The organism is Baaleninema simplex PCC 7105 (assembly GCF_000332355.1).
Classification (GTDB): domain Bacteria; phylum Cyanobacteriota; class Cyanobacteriia; order Cyanobacteriales; family Geitlerinemataceae; genus Baaleninema; species Baaleninema simplex.
Genome location: NZ_KB235958.1, coordinates 2,701,250 through 2,717,343 on the forward strand (window position 1 = coordinate 2,701,250; position 16,094 = coordinate 2,717,343).

Sequence of the window (16,094 nt, forward strand, 5' to 3'; positions counted from 1 at the left end):
TAACGGTTCGTGTTTGGTTAAGTTCGCCCGTCTTTTTGCCACAATGAGGACAGGCAACTTCCTCTTCTCTAAAGCCTAGCTGCAAAAATATTGCTTCGCGTTCCCTGACCACGCTTCTCACTCTTACTTTGGGTAAGTTGATTAAGTCTTCTACAAAAAAGTTCATCTTTAGATCCGCCTGCATTTGTTTTCTATTATACTATTATCACCTCAAACTCCGAAGACCCCAAGGAAATTTCGAGGGATTATCTGACGAAAAACGAGCGATCGCCTTTCTTCTCAAAGCGAAATGTTCTCCCATTGCTCGAACCTTGGGCGTCAAAACAGGGGCGATGGTATTTCGTGTTAAGATAGATTCATCAAACAAGCGATCGCTAACTTAAGTATAGAAAATCGTTCGACATGAAATTTGACGAACTCGACAAAAAATTAAGACAATTTGAAAGTATCAACGATCGCTACGTCCTACCCGGAATTTACATAGTCGCACGACTCGACGGTCGTTGTTTTACCAAACTCACTAAAGAAATCTGTCAGTTTGAAGCCCCCTACGATGCCAAATTTCGCGACTTAATGCTAGAAACGGTCAAACATTTAATGACCTGTGGCATTAAAATTACTTACGGCTACACCCAAAGCGATGAAATTTCGTTGTTGTTCGCCCTCAACGAAGCATCTTTTCAACGCAAAGAACGCAAACTCAATTCCATTTTAGCCAGCGAAGCCGGGGCGAAGTTTAGTTTGCTTATCGGACGAGTCGCCAGCTTTGACTGTCGAATTTGTCAGCTTCCAACCCCCGAACTCGTCGTGGATTACTTTCGCTGGCGCAACGAAGACGCTCATCGAAACTCTCTCAATTCTCATTGCTATTGGGCGTTACGAAAAGACGGCGTATCAGCCCAACAGGTGGTCAAACAGCTCGATCGCCTCTCCGTCGCCCAGAAAAACGAGTTGTTATTTCAACACAACATCAATTTTAACGACTTACCCAACTGGCAAAAACGAGGAGTTGGGTTGTATTGGGAAACTTACGAAATCGAGGGAACGAATCCCAAAACGAGAGAAACCGCGAAATCGACACGAAGACGGCTCAAGGTCGATTTAGACTTACCCATGAAAGACGAATACAGCCAATTTATTCGACAGTTGATAGGGAACAGGGAATAGGGAACGGGGAACAGTCACCAGTCACCAGTCACCAGTCACCAGTCACCAGTGAAGACAGCAAACAGATAACTGTTTCTCCCCTTCTCCCCTTCTCCCCCTCTCCCTCTCTCCCTTGCTCCCTAAGCCTGAACTTCCAACAACCCCGGTGGTGGGACGATTTCAATACGTCCGGCGTCCAAATCCACTACGGGAACGATTTCCGTGACGAAGGGAACTAACACCGTGGGCGGTTTTGGGGGTTTGGGGCGTTTGGGTTTCTTGCGTCGGCTGCGTTTGGGTGGCGTGTCGGGAACCAGAAACGGGCGATCGAGTTGCACTTCCAAGAGGTCGTTTCCCGCTGAAAGAACGTCTGTGACGACACCCAAGCGATCGCCTGTCGTTCGATCGAACACTGCCAATCCCACCAAATCTAAAACGTGATATTCCCCCTCTTCCAATTCAGGGCGATCGTCGGCGGACACCAGCAACACCGCATCGCGCAAATCTTCCGCCGCTTCCCGCGTCTCGACGCCCTCGAGTTCCACCACGTACAACCCTTTACCGGGAATGTCTCGCCCTCCCAGGAGTTCGACGGGGTGGGGATCGCGTTCCCCTTTCCGCCGCAACCATCGCGTTCCAGGTTCTAAAAAGCGTTCGGGAAAGTCGGTGTTGGGATACACCCGCAGTTCGCCCCGTAACCCCTGGGGGGCGACGATGCGACCGATTTCCAACCACTCCGATTCAGCCATAATCTCGTGCAATTTTCGTATCGTGAAGTCTTTTATTCTACCGAAACCGTCTGACGATCGCAGTTGGGAAGCGTCACGATAAGCGTCGTTCCCATCCCTTCGGTACTTTCGACGGCGATCGATCCCCCGTGAAGATCGATGCTTTGCGTGATGACGTGCAGTCTTAGGCATTTACGAGGGCGTCGAGGGTGCGTTGCAAACCCATGACGACTCGAGCCAGGCGATCGAAATCGACTTTATCGGGGGTGTCTTCAGCGGTGTGGTAGTAGGGATAGCGAAACGGGGCAGTATCGGTCACCATGACCGCCGGATAGTTGTATTGCCAAAACGCCCAGTGATCGGACCATCCCGCTCCCGCAACGCTACCGGGAAGAATCGCACCTTCGCAGGGAAATTGGGTGCGATCGCGAAATTCTCCCACCACCTGACGCACTAAAAAGGCCGAGTCTAAATTGCCCACGACGCTAAGAAAATTTCCGGTGATGGGATAGATGTTTTCGAGCAATCCCATAGGATAGTTTTGGCTTCCCGGTGCGTCGTCGTAGTAGCCGATGGTTTCTAAGCAGAGCATGGCGACGATGTTTTCGTTGCTTTGGCGACATCGTTTGGCATAGACGACGCTTCCCATTTCTTCGGTTTGGAAAAAGGGCGGTTCTTCGTTGGCAAATGCGACAAACCGAAGGGTGCGTTTGGGGCTGACGTGGGCGAACGCACGGGCTAAGGCTAAGATGGCAGCGACGCCACTGCCATTATCGTTCGCACCGGGAGAGACGACGACGGAGTCGTAGTGAGCGCCGACGATGACGATCGATTCGGGGGTTTCGGTCCCGAGACGTTCGACTTCTAGGTTGCGGAAGGTTTGGCCTTCGATGTCGTAGGCTTGCGATCGCACTTCGTATTCAGCTTTGGCAAATTCGTCTTCGATGAAGTCGGCCACCGCGAGCAGGTTATCGTAAGCGATGTAATTGTGTTCGCCGTTGGCACTGATGCGCTCGATATCGGCTTTGAGGCGATCGCGCAGGGCGATTTCCTCGGGAGTTAAGGGCGGGAGCGGCCCGCTATGGCTGGTTCCGGGCATTAACACGAGCGATCGTCCTCCTGTTCTCGACAGTCTAAGTTTTTAAGCTTTTACCTACCTAAAACTAACCGATCGGCTCGTACACGATCGAAAATATTTCAAGATATTTAAGAATTGCGATCGCTCTCAAAAGTTTGAGTTAAAGTATTCTAAAATTTAGAAATTTTCCAGGCGCGGGATTTTATGAAACTCCAAGGTGCTTCGAGCGGCAACTGGATGCGATCGCACTCGACTTCAAATTTTATAAAACTAACAATAAACTCTCAGTTTTTTGTTCGCCAAATATAGCAATTGCAAGTAATTCTTCAATAAAACACCCAAAAAATCGATTTCCTGTTGTTCTTTACTTTTTGTTTCCGATTTTGTTACACAACCGATTTGGAATTGCCATAGATTTTCTTGTCGTTTTACAAGTCATCTGACCTAAAAGATCGTGTCGAATTTGTTGTTGATTCTTTTAACAGTTGCCTTAAATACCACTGCCCAGCTTTTTCTGAAACTCGGATCGGGAAAAGAGGCGATTTTAAACTTATTCCTAATAGGCGGAGTCGCACTCTACGGACTGAGTACGATAATTTATATCACCGTCTTGAGCAAGCTCAATCTTTCGATCGCCTATCCGATGGTTATTGGTTTAACCGTTGCCGCAACTACGATCGTCGGTGCGATCGCACTTCAAGAAAAGGTTACGACAACAAGTTGGATTGGAGTAGGATTGTTACTCAGCGGTATTTTTGCTATTGCAATGAGTAAAAATCAGTAAAAATCAATCCGGTTTTTTGCAGTTAAATTTCATGTTTGGCAAATCATCATGAATCGCAATTCAAACGATCTAAAAACAAAAAAACATTCAATCGCGACAGCAATAAATAAGCTCAAAACGATCCGATACTATTTTATAATATTTTTATTTTGGGTGTCTTTATTCGCCCTAACAAATAGTGGATTCGATACGTCAGAAGGAACAGAACATTATTTTTTAGCCGAACATATCGTACGAACGGGGCGTTTGGGCTACACACCCGACGAAATTCCAATTCGTTTGTCTTACACAGCACCGAACGGAAACAGTTACGGATCTCACGAGTTCGGAAATGTCTTGTTTTTATTACCGACTGCAACCCTGAATTTAGCGATCGGTGCAGTTTTAAGTCCGTTCGTGTCGTCAGAGACGATCGATCGCCTCCATCAGTTTGTCATTTCGTTTCAGCCGGGAATTTATTCGGCTGTTACCGCAACAGCATTTTTTGCCATCTTACAAATTGGGTTCGATCGATCGAAAAAGTGCGCTCTTATTGGGATGTTTTCTCTGGTTTTTACCAGCTTTTTTTGGACGTATTCCCGAAATTTATACGACGGCGTTCTATGTGGAATGCTACTCACCTTATCGCTCTTATATTTGATGTTATATAAAAAACAAGAACAGACACGATGGTTGATTTTAGTATTCATTTTTCTGGGATTGAGTTTTATCACAAGACTTTCAGCGATCTTACCCATATTTGCCACAGCATTTTATCTCATTTTACATCATCGATTTTCGATTCCTAGAATTTTACGAGTTGCTGGAATCTCTAGCGCGACTATTTTACCGTTCGTTCTTTGGCAATCTTGGTACAATCACCTGAGAACGGGGTTATTTTATAAATCTCCCGTCCAAACGGAGGTTTACGCTCATAACAACAGCTTGGACGGCAACATCTGGGTGGGCTTGAGTGGGCTACTGCTCAGCCCTGGAAAAAGTATATTTATTTACGTTCCCTTAGCCGTTTTATCAGTTTTACTCTTTCGTCGATTTTACCGACACTATCGCAACGAAGCGCTGTACGTTTTAGTTTTAGTTAGCACTTGGTTGTTACTTCACAGTAAATTACAAAGTTGGTACGGAGCTTGGGGCTGGGGACCGCGACACTTTATTTCGATCGCGCCGATTTTGTTGTTACCCTACGCCGTCAACATAAAGGCGATCGCTCGCAAAACCTATCTCAAACGTTTAACCCTAGGTTTAGCCGCTTGGGGCGTCTTACTTTCACTATCCTCAATAATTTCTAACTGGCATTTTCGGATGGCCTACGCCAGAGAACAAAACCGTCTCGACGACGAAATTTTTGTCTGGGGCTTCTGGAACAGTCAAGCGATCGATATGGTCAAAGCCGCCGTCGGTAATCTCTGGCGAATGGCGACCGGAAGTCCCGTCATTACCCTCGCCACGGATTACTCCGCCGCCAACGAGTACGTTAGCAGTACCCTAAATATCTGGCCGAACGCCTTTATCGCAGTCGGTATTCCGTGGTACGTGGCGATCGCAGCTACAATTCCCCTTTGGATATTGCTGTTTTGGTCGGGACGACAGGTGTTTCGCATTGGGTTCGCCGAGACGAACGCAAACCGCTAACAGGAGTTTCTGACACCGCGATCGCCCGACCTCTCGTAAACTAGCGATCGACGAACTGACTCGCCAAGCGCAACGCATCCCCCATATCCACATCGCCGTCGCCGTCGGCGTCGAGAAATCCCGACAACACTGGATTCGTCTCAGAAGCTGGGTTTTGAGCGTTGCTTCCCGTTTTCAGGAAGTTCAACACCAACGGAACCAAAATCGGTAACAACGCCTGTACCGTACTCGCGTTCGCCCCCGTTTGACGCGAAGCTTCTTCGGCGACAGTTTCTTGACGCTGCGGCGAAAACAAAGCTTGCACCGCTTGTAAACTGGCGTCCGTTCCACCAAACCGATCGACGATCGCTTTCACCGTTCCTTCCCCCTCATCTTGGCGTTTTTCCTGCAACGCCTTCCGTACCTGCGTTCCCACCACCGACATCACCGCTTGAGTAGTTGCAGGATCGAGACCCTGGCTGTCGCTGCTTTGTCGAACCGTGTTGACGATACTTCCGAGTTGTCCGACGCTGGCTTGCAGGTTCGGATCGTTGATGGCGTTGGTAATTTTGTCGAAAAGTCCCATAGAACAGTCTCCAATACAGTCTATCGAGTCATACTTTGGTTTTAACGCGGTTCTCACCCAAAATGACAACTTCGCCGCAAACTCTTCCTCCACCCACAACCCCGCAACACCAGCGGATGAGATACCCTGATGAAGAGACGATGCGCTGACCGAGTAGAGCGATCGCCAACTGTCCACCGAACACTACTCCCACTGTTCGCTGCTCGCTGCTCGCTGTTGACTGTAAAAGATGCCCCTTTCTCGCCTACTCACCCTCGTCATCGGAATCGTCATCATCCTCGCGATGGCGATTTGGTTGGTGACGTCGTTAGGTTGGCTCTACAGTCAGATTACCTGGTCGGCGAATCCCTTTCTCGCCAATCTGCTGCTGTTGCTGTTGATTGGCTTGGTGGCGTTACTCCTGGGAACGTTTTTCTACTACCTGCGGCTGTTGTGGACCCCTGCAAAACAACGCCGACAACGCCGACGTCCGACGGTCAAACCCCCGGAAACCAAAAGCGAAGCCGCCTCGGAATATCTCAGTTCGGTACGCCAGCAAGTTCAGCAGATTCAAGACGAGGTCGCCAAAAAAGCCCTGCTGAGTCGCTCTCGGGAAATCGAGGCGACGATGTCTCGCGGGAACTTGCAAATCGTCATTTTCGGAACTGGTTCTTCAGGGAAAACTTCGGTGATTAACGCACTTCTGGGGCGCGTGGTGGGACGCGTCAGCGCACCGATGGGAACCACGGAGGAGGGGGAAACCTATACGCTGCATTTACAAGGTCTCGATCGCGATATTTTAATCACCGACACGCCGGGAATTTTGGAAGCGGGAACCGACGGAAGCCAGCGGGGACAAATTGCGCGACAGTGGGCGACGGAGGCGGATTTGTTGCTGTTCGTCGTCGATAACGATCTGCGTCGGTCGGAGTTCGAACCGTTGGGGGTGTTGGCAGAAATCGGCAAACGGTCGATCGTGGTCTTTAATAAGATCGATCTCTATTCCGAAGGCGATCGCGAAACCATTTTAGCCCGGTTGCGATCGCGCCTGCGAGATTTCGTTCCCCCCAGCGATATCGTTCCCGTGGCGGCCAATCCCCCCGTCGTGCGTCTCCAAACCGGGGAAGCCTTCAAACCCGACCCGGATATTATGCCGTTAATTCGTCGTATCGTGGCGGTGTTGCGGGCGGAAGGGGAAGATTTAGTCGCCGATAATATTTTATTGAAATCCCAGCGGTTGGGAGACGAAGCCAGACGCCTGGTGGACGCACAGCGACGCCGACAAGCGGTGAAAGTGGTCGATCGCTATCAGTGGATAGGGGCCGGTGCGATCGCCGTGACGCCGCTTCCTGGGGTGGATTTACTGGCGACCGCCGCCGTCAACGCTCAAATGGTCGTCGAAATCGGTAAAATTTACGGGTGCGAGTTAAACCTCGATCGCGGGCGAGAACTGGCGGTATCTCTCGGAAAAACCCTGGCCAGTTTGGGAATTGTCAAAGGGGTGGTGCAGTTAGTGGCGACGGCGTTACAGTTCCACGTGGGAACCCTCGTCGTGGGGAAAGCGATTCAGGGAATTAGTGCGGCGTATCTGACGCGCATCGCCGGAAAAAGCTTTATTGAATATTTCCGCCAGGATCTCGATTGGGGAGATGGGGGAATGTCGGAAGTGGTTCAACGTCAGTTTCAGTTGACGCGGAAAGACGAGTTCGTGAAAGCTTTTGTTAAAGATGCGATCGCCCGCGTCGTCGAACCGTTAAAGTTGAACCAACCCGATGCTGAAGACGACGTTTCTCTCGACTATTACGACGAATACGAAGAACGGGAGAAGATCGGGATATCGCGCACGCCTCCCCCATCTCCTCGGTCTCGAGAACCGTTTCCCCTCGACGACAATATCCCCGATTGGGACGAAACCCCACGCCGCTACAACGACGACTGGTAACGAGTTTCTATGAAAGAGCGATCGGTTGTCTTGCGGATTTTGGCGTTTTTGGGGTTGCTATTGTTGTGCTGGCTTCCCCTGGCGATTCCCATCTACAGCTTAATTCCCGACGCCAACACCGCCAGCATTCTGGGAACGTTGCTGTTATATGTCGAATTTCTCTATCTCGTTCGCTGGTGGGGACGCCGGTTTTACGGCGAACCTCGGGTTTTTCAACGCTACGGTTTCGTTCTCACTCGTCAAAATGGAATCGAGTTCGGTCGAGGATGGATAGTCGGATTGCTGGGGTTGGCGGTTCTCTTCGGTGTAGAAACGGTATTTGGCTGGGTTCGTTGGATACCGACTGAAATGGCGATTCCCCGTTTGGTTGTAGAAGCGATTTTAGTGGGGTTTGCGGTGGGATTGGCTGAGGAGTTGCTGTTTCGCGGTTGGTTGTGGGACGAGTTGCGTCGGGATTACCGGGTGGTTGTGGCGACGGTGGCGAACATTTTAATTTTTGCAGTGTCGCACTTTCTCAAACCCGTTTCGGAGATTTTCCGCACCTTTCCGCAGTTTGTGGGATTGGTGGTGTTGGGGTTGGTGTTGGTGAAGGCGAAACGCCGCAATCAAGGACGTTTGGGATTTCCCATCGGTTTACATGGGGGACTGGTGGGAGGGTATTATCTGGTCAATGTGGGACAGTTGGTGACGTACACTGACGCGGTTCCTTCTTGGGTGACGGGTATCGATAACAATCCCTTGGCTGGGGTTTTGGGGGTTTTGGTGTTGTTCGGACTTTCGATCGTCGATCGTTGAGAGTTGATATTTTGAGGAAAGTTACCGAGATCGCGTTCTCCTGAAAAGTATCGACCTCGAAATGGCGATCGAGGTCTGCGATCGCGGCGTCGATCTATAAAATTGACAGCAAGAACGGGAACAGTTGCAAGCTGAAGGATTGGCGATTAGCACTTCCGGTATAAGATCCCCGGCATCTCCAAGATGCCGGGGATCTGGAAATTGAGTGCGCCCAATTCGATGAATTTACATTTTTGAGATGCACCCATGTCATGACTTCAATTCGAGCGATTTCTCAAGCCCTCACGAGCATGGCACAACTCGAAGCGCGATTCGATTTAGCGGCGGCGCAGAGCGATCGCTTCTTCCCAGAATGGTATGAGGATTTACCGTCACTGACCGCAGAAGAACGCGCGAGTTTGGATAAGATTCGCCATCGCTGGATGCGACATCGCGATTCACTTCTACTACTTAATTCGTGTAGCCTCTTCTAAGAGCTTTGAAACTTCATTCATCCACTTTTCTGATGTAGGTTCCGTCCATTCATCATCTTCATTAAATAATTTCAAAAATTTATCAACCGTCTTAAATTCAGATTCTTGATATCGTCTTTTCTTATCTGAAAATAGTAATTGGGAAGGAATTTTATTATTTATAGATTCATCTAGTGGGAGGAGGTTGCCAATCTTATTTATCCAACTAGCACCTGCACTTTGATCTTTTATATGTTCTAAAGAAAAAACAGCAACGTTTAACTCACCTGTCGATCTCAAAAAATGCTCTATTTTTTCAAATATAATTTGTGATAATCTTTTGTCATCCTTATCTCGATAGTTAACTTTAGTTAGTGAATCTTCAATTTTTTGTAGGCTTGGGCGCTTGCTTCTAAGATAATCATTTAAGTCATCAATAATTTTTGCAATTTTATTTGCATCATTGCCCGCCCGGTGCAGTGCTCTTGCAGAGCTTGAATATTTATTTGCTAAGCCTGACGCACGCTCCTGACAAAGACGCGAGAATATTAAATGGAAATTTTCTAGATTTGTAATTGTGTTAATTAGCCTTGTTTCATTGAGATTTTTTTGATTACGACATTCTAACAAAGAAAGCAGGAAGGGACGAACTATCGTAACTTGATACTGATTGAGTAACTCAATAGATTTTTTGATTGAACGCTGCTTCTGAATTGTCCAGTCTTTTTCGCTGGGTTTTCCAATTTTTCTATATATCTCAGAAGATTGTTTTACCTCTAAAAGAAACAATTTTGCATCTGGTATTTTACCGTCTTTATGAAATTTCTTGAAGCTTTTATATAAGTGGCTTCCAGACACAAAAGAGTATTTTGAATTCCAGTAATGACGAAAAAAAGTTTCCATATCTGAAAATTCATTGATAGTTTTCCTGATTTCACGCCAATCATCTTTGGCGTTGTCATTTGGATGTATTTGATTATAGTTTTTGAATATCCAGTTTTTTATAAGATCGACAGATGAAAGGCTTATTCCTCTAGCATTTAATGTCTCAAAAATGGTATAAGCATCGTCTTCATTCTTCGCTGTTACGCGAATAAATTTTAGATAGCGTAATAGAAGGTATCTATAAAGAAAAAATTAAGAGGTGAGGCGTTTGAGCATCAGAGCTGTCATGGCTTGATATACAAAGCACTCACTCATCTGAGGAAGACGCTCGTAATCCTTACTCAAACGTCGGTGCTTTCCTAACCAAGCTAAGGTGCGTTCGACGACCCAGCGTCTTGGCAAAACGACAAAACCCGGTTCAGTCCGTTCGACGACCTCCAACTCCAAGTCACAGCCTTGAGCGACTCGCTGTAACCTCTCACCACGATAGCCTTGGTCAGCCCAGACCTGCCCCAGAGTTGGCTCACACCAGGTACTCTCCGTCAGCAGCATTCGGGCCGAGGTGGAATCGGCGAGATTCGCGGCATGAGCGAAGACTACAATTATCAATCCCAGGGTATCTACCAGGATGTGTCGCTTGCGGCCGTTGACTTTCTTTCCGCCGTCGTACCCTCGGCCTGTACCCCCCACGTCTGTCGTTTTGACCGATTGACTGTCAATGATGCCAGCGCTGGCTTTTGCCCCTCGCTGTTTTTTTTTCGCAGCGCCTCTCTCAAGTGGTCGTGGATATACTGCCACACCCCTTTCTTCTCCCATTTACGCCAATATCCATAGACGGTTTTTGCGGGGGGGAAGTCATGGGGCAAGTATTCCCAGGCACAGCCCGTTCGACACACGTATCGGATGCCGTTGTAGACTGCCCTCATATCCACGGTTCTTTTTCTGCCTCGACCTGATTCTGACTTAGCTCGAGGCAGAAGGGGTTCCACGATTTTCCATTCGGCGTCACTCACGTCGCTGGGATATCCTTGTCGAGTCATGGCTCTGTCTAACTGGCTTCTTCTCTTTTATCCTTCCTCTCTTCCCTCTTCCTTCCCTCTCTTTATCTTTTCTTCACAGATATCCTCTATCTGAGTTCGTATTGCCTTAACAATCTCTACGTCTGTAAAACCATTAATTTTTACATCGTCTACTTTTGTTTTGAAAAATTCAAAAGCTTCCTTGATTAGCTTTTCTTCATCACTTTTAGGACTTCCTAAATTTTCAGGTGAAAAAGCCTGTATTTCATTTTGAAAAAAAGGTTTAGGACTCTCATTTTTTAGTTTAAAAAACTTATCTCCATCGTCGTTTACACCTTGAATAACATTTTGATGTAAACCTTGAGCGGCAGACTCTTCCTTCAAATCCTTAAATCTTTCTACAATTGCTCTAAGCAATATTGTTAAAGTTGTCAATCTTTGTTGTCCGTCAACTATTAAGTATTCTGGCTTAGATTCATCTCCGACAAGCACTATACATCCAATAAAATATTCATTGTGCTTGATTTCATTTTTTTCTTCATCAATCTCGAGTTGCTGAAAAATATCTTCCCAAAACTCTTTGATTTCTTCTTGACCCCATGAGTATTCTCTTTGAAAACGAGGAACTACATAACGATTGTTTAAGGACAGAATTTCATTAACAGACTTGGTTTCAGCATTTAATTCCATATTTTCACTCAAATTATCGATCGTCCTTATTACTATAGCAGAATCATTTGAGTTGTGAACACTCTCTGTAGTTGGGATCGCCGTGTTACAGTACTTTCAGATTGCAAGAGTTCACGAATCAGTTGGGCTGGCTATATATCATATATAGCAGAATCATTTGAGTTGTGAACGCCCTCTGTAGTTGGGATCGCCGTGCTACAGTACTTTCAGATTACAGGATTTCACGAATCAGTTGGGCTAGCTATATAGCGGGTTTCGCAACTATGCGATACATCTCGAACGATACGTAGCAAGGCTTTTAGAATTTCGTACGTTACTCTTAACTCCTGAACCCGCTGTATTCAGGATTAATGCACCTTTTGTGGCATACATCTTCATAATTTATTCTTGTTTTAATCTATCGATCACAGCTCATCAAACGCCAATCTCAGTCTATCAAAAGAAAATCTGATTGCCATCGTGCCGATCTCAACACGCTCGACTCGGCTGGCTGTTCTAAACCCAACGGTACAATTGAGATAGTCATGTCGTCCAGACTCACCAACTCAGCTTCTATATATACAACGTTAGGCTAGAAGCAAACCAACTTCAGCCAGCTTCCTGCAATGGTTGCCATTCCCGGTGGATTTACCCCTGAAGAATATCTCGCCATCGAACGGGAAACCCCCATTCGCCACGAATACCGCCACGGACTCGTCTACGCGATGGCAGGTGGAAGCGGCAACCATAGCCGCATCGCCATAAACCTCCTCACGGCGTTCAACCTGCACTTCACGGACGACACTTGCCAGTTTTTCTCTGGCGATGTCAAACTCAACTATGCCGATCGCTTCTTCTATTACCCCGATGCTTTCGTGACTTGCGATCGCCGCGATCGCACCGACCCCTACATCAAACGCTATCCCAAACTCATCGCCGAAGTCCTATCTCCCTCCACGGAAGACTTCGATCGAACCACGAAATTCGAGGACTACCAACAACTCGACAGCCTCGAAGAATACGTTCTCCTGTCTCAAGATACGATGCGCGTCGAATGTTTCCGCCGCGTCGAGACAGCCGACGGTACAACTTGGGAAAGCGTCACTTACACCGCAGGCGATCGCGTTCTCCTGAAAAGTATCGACCTCGAAATGGCGATCGCAGACCTCTATCGCGGCGTCGATTTATAAAATTAACAGTTAAAGCAGCCTCAAATCGCCAGCCATGAATCCCTACAACATCTTCCAAAACACCCAACGCCAGCGAGTCAGCGACGGAACCACTCAACCCATTCTCAAAAACTGTGAAACTGCGCCACTTACTCTCGTCCTCGTCTGGCCGCAACTTGGCGATTTCGACAGTCTCGAATATGCTTGGTGGATGCAGCGAGAACGGGAACAGTTGCAAGCCGAAGGATTGGCGATTCGCGCCGTCGGTATTGGCGATCGCGCCTCGGGGGAAAAGTTCTGCGACTACACGGGATTTCCCGCTGAGGAGTTATTCGTCGACCCCGAGGCGGAACTTCACCGACAACTCGACCTCTATTCCGGACTTTCCGTCAAAGTTCCCGGCTTGTCCGAGGGTCAAAAAGCCTGGTTAAACCTACTGTTAATGTGTGCTGGCATTGGCAGTCCCGGCACCTTAGCAGAAGTGTTTCGCGGCTATCGCGGCGACCGCAACGCACCCCAACTCATCGGTGACGACGAGGTGGTCAAAGCGCCTCCCCTACCGCCGCTGAAAGGCTCGTTTTTCAACTTTGCGGGAGGCCGTGGCTTTCAGCGTCCGTTCGAGTTGGCTACCTTGCGATTGCGAAACATGGCGGAAGTGCTGCGCCATTGGAACGCCTACGTTCCCAATCCGGCGTATTTAACGCAGCGAGGGGCGACTTTTCTGTTCGATCGCCACGGAACTCTACACTACGAACATCGCGATCGCTCCATTTTGGGATTTGCCGAAAACCCCAGCAATCCCCTTTCGTTTTTGTCGGAATATCGCGATGCAGAGAAACCCGCGATACAACCAGAAACCGCAAAAAATCCATAAAAAAGCGATCGCCTCGAGTCCGAAACTTAAGGCGATCGCATTGACGAGATAGAGGGATTTCAATCGTAAACTGAAATCCCCTCGACCCAACCCTACTTGACGGACACTTTCGCGCCAGCGTCTTCGAGTTGTTTCTTGGCATCTTCGGCAGCGTCTTTTGCCACAGCTTCTTTGATGGCTTTGGGAGCGCTTTCGACCATTTCTTTGGCTTCTTTGAGACCCAAGCCGGTCAAGCTGCGAACCACTTTGAGAACCGCAATTTTCTTGTCGCTGGGGACTTCTTCCAAGACCACGTCGAATTCGGTCTTTTCTTCGACTTCTTCAGCCGCAGCAGCAGCGCCACCCGCCATCATACCGGGAGCCATCATCATCATGCCGCCGCCAGCGGAAGCAGAAGCGTCCACGCCGAAGGCTTCTTCGATTTGTTTGACTAATTCGGAAGCTTCCAGCAGAGACAGAGTTTTGAGCTGTTCTAAGATTTGTTCGGTTTTTTCGGACATTGTAGAGAACTCCTTGTGTGTTGACAAAAAATCCAGAGTTGAGAAAAAATCGGCATACGATCGAGCTTATTGCTCTTCTTTTTCGGATACCGCTTTGACGGCGCGAACCAAAGAAGACGGCACTTCTTTGATACCCACAGCCAGTTTTGTCGGAACGGCGTTGAGGCCGACTGCCAGTTTCGTCGGAATCGAATTGATGGCACCGGCGATGCGGGCGATCAGTTCTTCCTTCGTCGGCAGTTCGGTCAGGGCTTTAACCTGGTCTGCTTCCAGTTTTTGCCCTTCCATGACACCACCGCGAAGCTCGGTTTTTTTAGTGTCTTTTTGGAAGGCTTGGTAGGCTTTAATCGCGCTACCGAGATCGTCTTGAACGAATAGGAATGCCGAAGATCCTTTCAAAAAGGCGGTCATCGGTTCCCAGGTTTCGTCACCCTCAATGGCAATTCGCATCAGGGTGTTTTTCGTTACCTTACAGGTTGCGTTGGCTTCGCGCAGGCGTCCCCGCAAGTCAGTAATTTCGGCAACTGACAGCCCTTGATAATCGATGACGACGGCTAACTGAGTGTCTTTCAGTTGTTCCTTAAGTTCGGCAACGATTTCTTTTTTGTTTTCTAATGTTCTGCCCAAACGGATTCACCTCCTTTACGGCTGGGCCATACCTTGGGAGACACGCTCGAACCAGTTCTATATACTCCAGAACTCCGCTCTCCCATCCCTCGAGCGAACAGGTCACGAGTTCCGAAACACTCTTCACTCTGCCCTCTTCACTCTTCACTGTCTTCTCCCCCCCTCCCCCCTCAAGCGAACAGGGTCTGAGTGCCGAAACACTCTGCCCTCTTCACTCTTCCCTGCAAAAAATTCCCCCGACGGACTGCCGGGGGAAAGCGTGATTTTGGGGGCGATCGCGTTTTTTCGATCTTCCAAAATCGGAATGCTTCTCACCTCGGCAGGACGTTACGCTTTCCAGCAGCCTACTGTCTTTGGCGTGAGGGGATATTCAGTTTTAGGTCTGTTTCATTGACAAACTGAATGTTTTGTGCTATGGAATTCTGTCTGTTTACGCAGCCGCTTCGGCCAGTTTCAGGTCGCGCAGAGCGGTCACGTCCACTTCGATCGACGGTCCCATGGTCGAAGAAACGTAAACCGTGCGCCAGTAACGACCTTTCGCCCCCGAAGGACGGTTGCGATCGATACATTCTTGCAGGGCTTTCAAGTTCGTCAGTAAATCTTCCACGGAGAAGTCGGCTTTCCCAAACATCACGTGAACGATTCCAGTGCGATCGGCCCGGAATTCTAGTTTACCAGCTTTGAACTCAGAAATGGCCTGTTCGAGATCGAACGTGACGGTTCCCCCTTTGGGCGAGGGCATCATCCCTTTGGGACCCAGCAAGCGACCGAGTTTCGCCACCTGGGGCATCATGTCCGGCGTCGCGATAACTAAGTCGAAGTCGAGGCGACCTTGCTGGATTTCTTGAATCAACTCTTCGGAACCGACGACGTCAGCACCGGCATCGGAGGCTTCTTGTACCTTCTCGCCTCGGGCGATGACAGCAACTCGCACTTCCTGTCCGGTTCCCTTGGGTAGCGCTACAGTAGTTCGCAGTTGTTGGTCGGTGTATTTCGGATCGATCCCGAGCCGAATGTGGGCTTCGGCAGATTCGGGAAACTTCGCCGTTGCCGTCTCTTTGAGGAGTTGGAGGGCTTCGGTCGGTTCGTAGGGACGATCTTCAACTTTCTGTTGAAGTTCTTGTAATCGACGAGAAATTTTCTTTGGCATTCGCTTGTGTGGGGTCGCTAACGAAGTATTTGACCTCTCCCCCATTCAATAGTTCGACAAACAATTGAAGTGTCGTACGAGATCTCTCAGGCAATTGTGA

General features: G+C 48.5%; 18 protein-coding genes. 8 read left to right on the forward strand and 10 right to left on the reverse strand.

What is annotated here, in order from left to right:
* Positions 1-402: 402 nt before the first annotated feature.
* Positions 403-1,167: a tRNA(His) guanylyltransferase Thg1 family protein gene (locus tag GEI7105_RS0113915; protein ID WP_017661062.1), complete on the forward strand. Its 765-nt coding sequence runs from the start codon at positions 403-405 to the stop codon at positions 1,165-1,167.
* A 119-nt stretch (positions 1,168-1,286) separates the two neighbouring features.
* Here GEI7105_RS0113915 and rimM read toward each other — a convergent pair whose 3' ends face one another.
* Together rimM and GEI7105_RS0113925 are read right to left on the reverse strand one after the other, a co-directional pair.
* Entirely contained in the window at positions 1,287-1,895 is a 609-nt protein-coding gene (gene rimM / locus GEI7105_RS0113920) for a ribosome maturation factor RimM (RefSeq protein ID WP_017661063.1), read from the reverse strand.
* Positions 1,896-2,058: 163 nt separating this feature from the next.
* Entirely contained in the window at positions 2,059-2,973 is a 915-nt protein-coding gene (locus tag GEI7105_RS0113925; protein ID WP_017661064.1) for a M28 family peptidase, read from the reverse strand.
* Positions 2,974-3,421: 448 nt separating this feature from the next.
* Between GEI7105_RS0113925 and GEI7105_RS0113930 the strand changes: the two genes are divergently transcribed.
* Complete coding sequence (locus GEI7105_RS0113930) at positions 3,422-3,736, forward strand: SMR family transporter (protein WP_245555411.1); 315 nt, start codon at positions 3,422-3,424, stop codon at positions 3,734-3,736.
* A gap of 153 nt (positions 3,737-3,889) precedes the next feature.
* A complete protein-coding gene (locus GEI7105_RS0113935) occupies positions 3,890-5,368 on the forward strand; it encodes a glycosyltransferase family 39 protein (protein ID WP_017661066.1) in 1,479 nt (492 codons plus the stop codon).
* A 40-nt stretch (positions 5,369-5,408) separates the two neighbouring features.
* On the opposite strand, the gene GEI7105_RS0113940 is transcribed toward GEI7105_RS0113935, so the two are convergent.
* Positions 5,409-5,933 (reverse strand): DUF937 domain-containing protein, encoded by a 525-nt coding sequence (locus GEI7105_RS0113940; protein ID WP_017661067.1) that lies wholly within the window; start codon positions 5,931-5,933, stop codon positions 5,409-5,411.
* A gap of 28 nt (positions 5,934-5,961) precedes the next feature.
* Positions 5,962-6,126, reverse strand: coding sequence for a hypothetical protein (locus tag GEI7105_RS38490; RefSeq protein WP_158413207.1), 165 nt, complete (start codon positions 6,124-6,126; stop codon positions 5,962-5,964).
* Between the two features lie 36 nt (positions 6,127-6,162).
* Here GEI7105_RS38490 and GEI7105_RS0113945 point away from each other — a divergent pair, with 36 nt between their 5' ends.
* The 3 genes from GEI7105_RS0113945 to GEI7105_RS34920 all read left to right on the forward strand — a co-directional run bounded on the left by GEI7105_RS0113945 (position 6,163) and on the right by GEI7105_RS34920 (position 9,122).
* Complete coding sequence (locus GEI7105_RS0113945) at positions 6,163-7,854, forward strand: YcjF family protein (protein ID WP_017661068.1); 1,692 nt, start codon at positions 6,163-6,165, stop codon at positions 7,852-7,854.
* A gap of 9 nt (positions 7,855-7,863) precedes the next feature.
* Complete coding sequence (locus tag GEI7105_RS0113950; RefSeq protein WP_017661069.1) at positions 7,864-8,649, forward strand: CPBP family intramembrane glutamic endopeptidase; 786 nt, start codon at positions 7,864-7,866, stop codon at positions 8,647-8,649.
* Positions 8,650-8,900: 251 nt separating this feature from the next.
* On the forward strand, positions 8,901-9,122 hold the full coding sequence (locus GEI7105_RS34920) for a hypothetical protein (RefSeq protein ID WP_071592014.1): 222 nt from the start codon (positions 8,901-8,903) through the stop codon (positions 9,120-9,122).
* On the opposite strand, the gene GEI7105_RS0113960 is transcribed toward GEI7105_RS34920, so the two are convergent.
* The 3 genes from GEI7105_RS0113960 to GEI7105_RS0113970 form a co-directional block, all read right to left on the reverse strand.
* Positions 9,096-10,004 (reverse strand): HNH endonuclease family protein, encoded by a 909-nt coding sequence (locus GEI7105_RS0113960; protein ID WP_026097649.1) that lies wholly within the window; start codon positions 10,002-10,004, stop codon positions 9,096-9,098. The genes GEI7105_RS34920 and GEI7105_RS0113960 overlap by 27 nt on opposite strands.
* A gap of 234 nt (positions 10,005-10,238) precedes the next feature.
* A protein-coding gene (locus GEI7105_RS33515; protein ID WP_202804405.1) for an IS5 family transposase occupies positions 10,239-11,026 on the reverse strand; the annotation gives its coding sequence in 2 pieces (ribosomal slippage) (positions 10,239-10,735 and positions 10,735-11,026; 789 coding nt in all).
* Between the two features lie 27 nt (positions 11,027-11,053).
* Entirely contained in the window at positions 11,054-11,695 is a 642-nt protein-coding gene (locus tag GEI7105_RS0113970) for a DUF262 domain-containing protein (RefSeq protein WP_026097651.1), read from the reverse strand.
* Positions 11,696-12,300: 605 nt separating this feature from the next.
* Between GEI7105_RS0113970 and GEI7105_RS0113975 the strand changes: the two genes are divergently transcribed.
* Positions 12,301-12,864, forward strand: a complete 564-nt coding sequence (locus tag GEI7105_RS0113975; protein WP_017661071.1) for a Uma2 family endonuclease — start codon at positions 12,301-12,303, stop codon at positions 12,862-12,864.
* A gap of 34 nt (positions 12,865-12,898) precedes the next feature.
* A complete protein-coding gene (locus GEI7105_RS0113980) occupies positions 12,899-13,717 on the forward strand; it encodes a peroxiredoxin-like family protein (protein ID WP_017661072.1) in 819 nt (272 codons plus the stop codon).
* A 92-nt stretch (positions 13,718-13,809) separates the two neighbouring features.
* On the opposite strand, the gene rplL is transcribed toward GEI7105_RS0113980, so the two are convergent.
* From rplL to rplA, 3 genes are all read right to left on the reverse strand, one after another.
* The gene (gene rplL / locus GEI7105_RS0113985; RefSeq protein WP_017661073.1) at positions 13,810-14,217 is read right to left on the reverse strand and encodes a 50S ribosomal protein L7/L12; all 408 of its coding nucleotides are present in this window, start codon (positions 14,215-14,217) and stop codon (positions 13,810-13,812) included.
* A gap of 66 nt (positions 14,218-14,283) precedes the next feature.
* Complete coding sequence (gene rplJ, locus GEI7105_RS0113990; RefSeq protein ID WP_017661074.1) at positions 14,284-14,844, reverse strand: 50S ribosomal protein L10; 561 nt, start codon at positions 14,842-14,844, stop codon at positions 14,284-14,286.
* Between the two features lie 430 nt (positions 14,845-15,274).
* Positions 15,275-15,994: a 50S ribosomal protein L1 gene (gene rplA, locus GEI7105_RS0113995; protein ID WP_017661075.1), complete on the reverse strand. Its 720-nt coding sequence runs from the start codon at positions 15,992-15,994 to the stop codon at positions 15,275-15,277.
* Between the last annotated feature and the right edge of the window lie 100 nt (positions 15,995-16,094).

Coding starts and splice junctions, on each gene's coding strand:
- GEI7105_RS0113915 (WP_017661062.1), top strand. CDS start 403: ATGAAATTTGACGAACTCGACAAAAAATTAAGACAATTTGAAAGTATC.
- rimM (WP_017661063.1), bottom strand. CDS start 1,895: ATGGCTGAATCGGAGTGGTTGGAAATCGGTCGCATCGTCGCCCCCCAG.
- GEI7105_RS0113925 (WP_017661064.1), bottom strand. CDS start 2,973: ATGCCCGGAACCAGCCATAGCGGGCCGCTCCCGCCCTTAACTCCCGAG.
- GEI7105_RS0113940 (WP_017661067.1), bottom strand. CDS start 5,933: ATGGGACTTTTCGACAAAATTACCAACGCCATCAACGATCCGAACCTG.
- GEI7105_RS0113945 (WP_017661068.1), top strand. CDS start 6,163: ATGCCCCTTTCTCGCCTACTCACCCTCGTCATCGGAATCGTCATCATC.
- GEI7105_RS0113950 (WP_017661069.1), top strand. CDS start 7,864: ATGAAAGAGCGATCGGTTGTCTTGCGGATTTTGGCGTTTTTGGGGTTG.
- GEI7105_RS34920 (WP_071592014.1), top strand. CDS start 8,901: ATGACTTCAATTCGAGCGATTTCTCAAGCCCTCACGAGCATGGCACAA.
- GEI7105_RS0113960 (WP_026097649.1), bottom strand. CDS start 10,004: ATGGAAACTTTTTTTCGTCATTACTGGAATTCAAAATACTCTTTTGTG.
- GEI7105_RS0113970 (WP_026097651.1), bottom strand. CDS start 11,695: ATGGAATTAAATGCTGAAACCAAGTCTGTTAATGAAATTCTGTCCTTA.
- GEI7105_RS0113975 (WP_017661071.1), top strand. CDS start 12,301: ATGGTTGCCATTCCCGGTGGATTTACCCCTGAAGAATATCTCGCCATC.
- GEI7105_RS0113980 (WP_017661072.1), top strand. CDS start 12,899: ATGAATCCCTACAACATCTTCCAAAACACCCAACGCCAGCGAGTCAGC.
- rplL (WP_017661073.1), bottom strand. CDS start 14,217: ATGTCCGAAAAAACCGAACAAATCTTAGAACAGCTCAAAACTCTGTCT.
- rplA (WP_017661075.1), bottom strand. CDS start 15,994: ATGCCAAAGAAAATTTCTCGTCGATTACAAGAACTTCAACAGAAAGTT.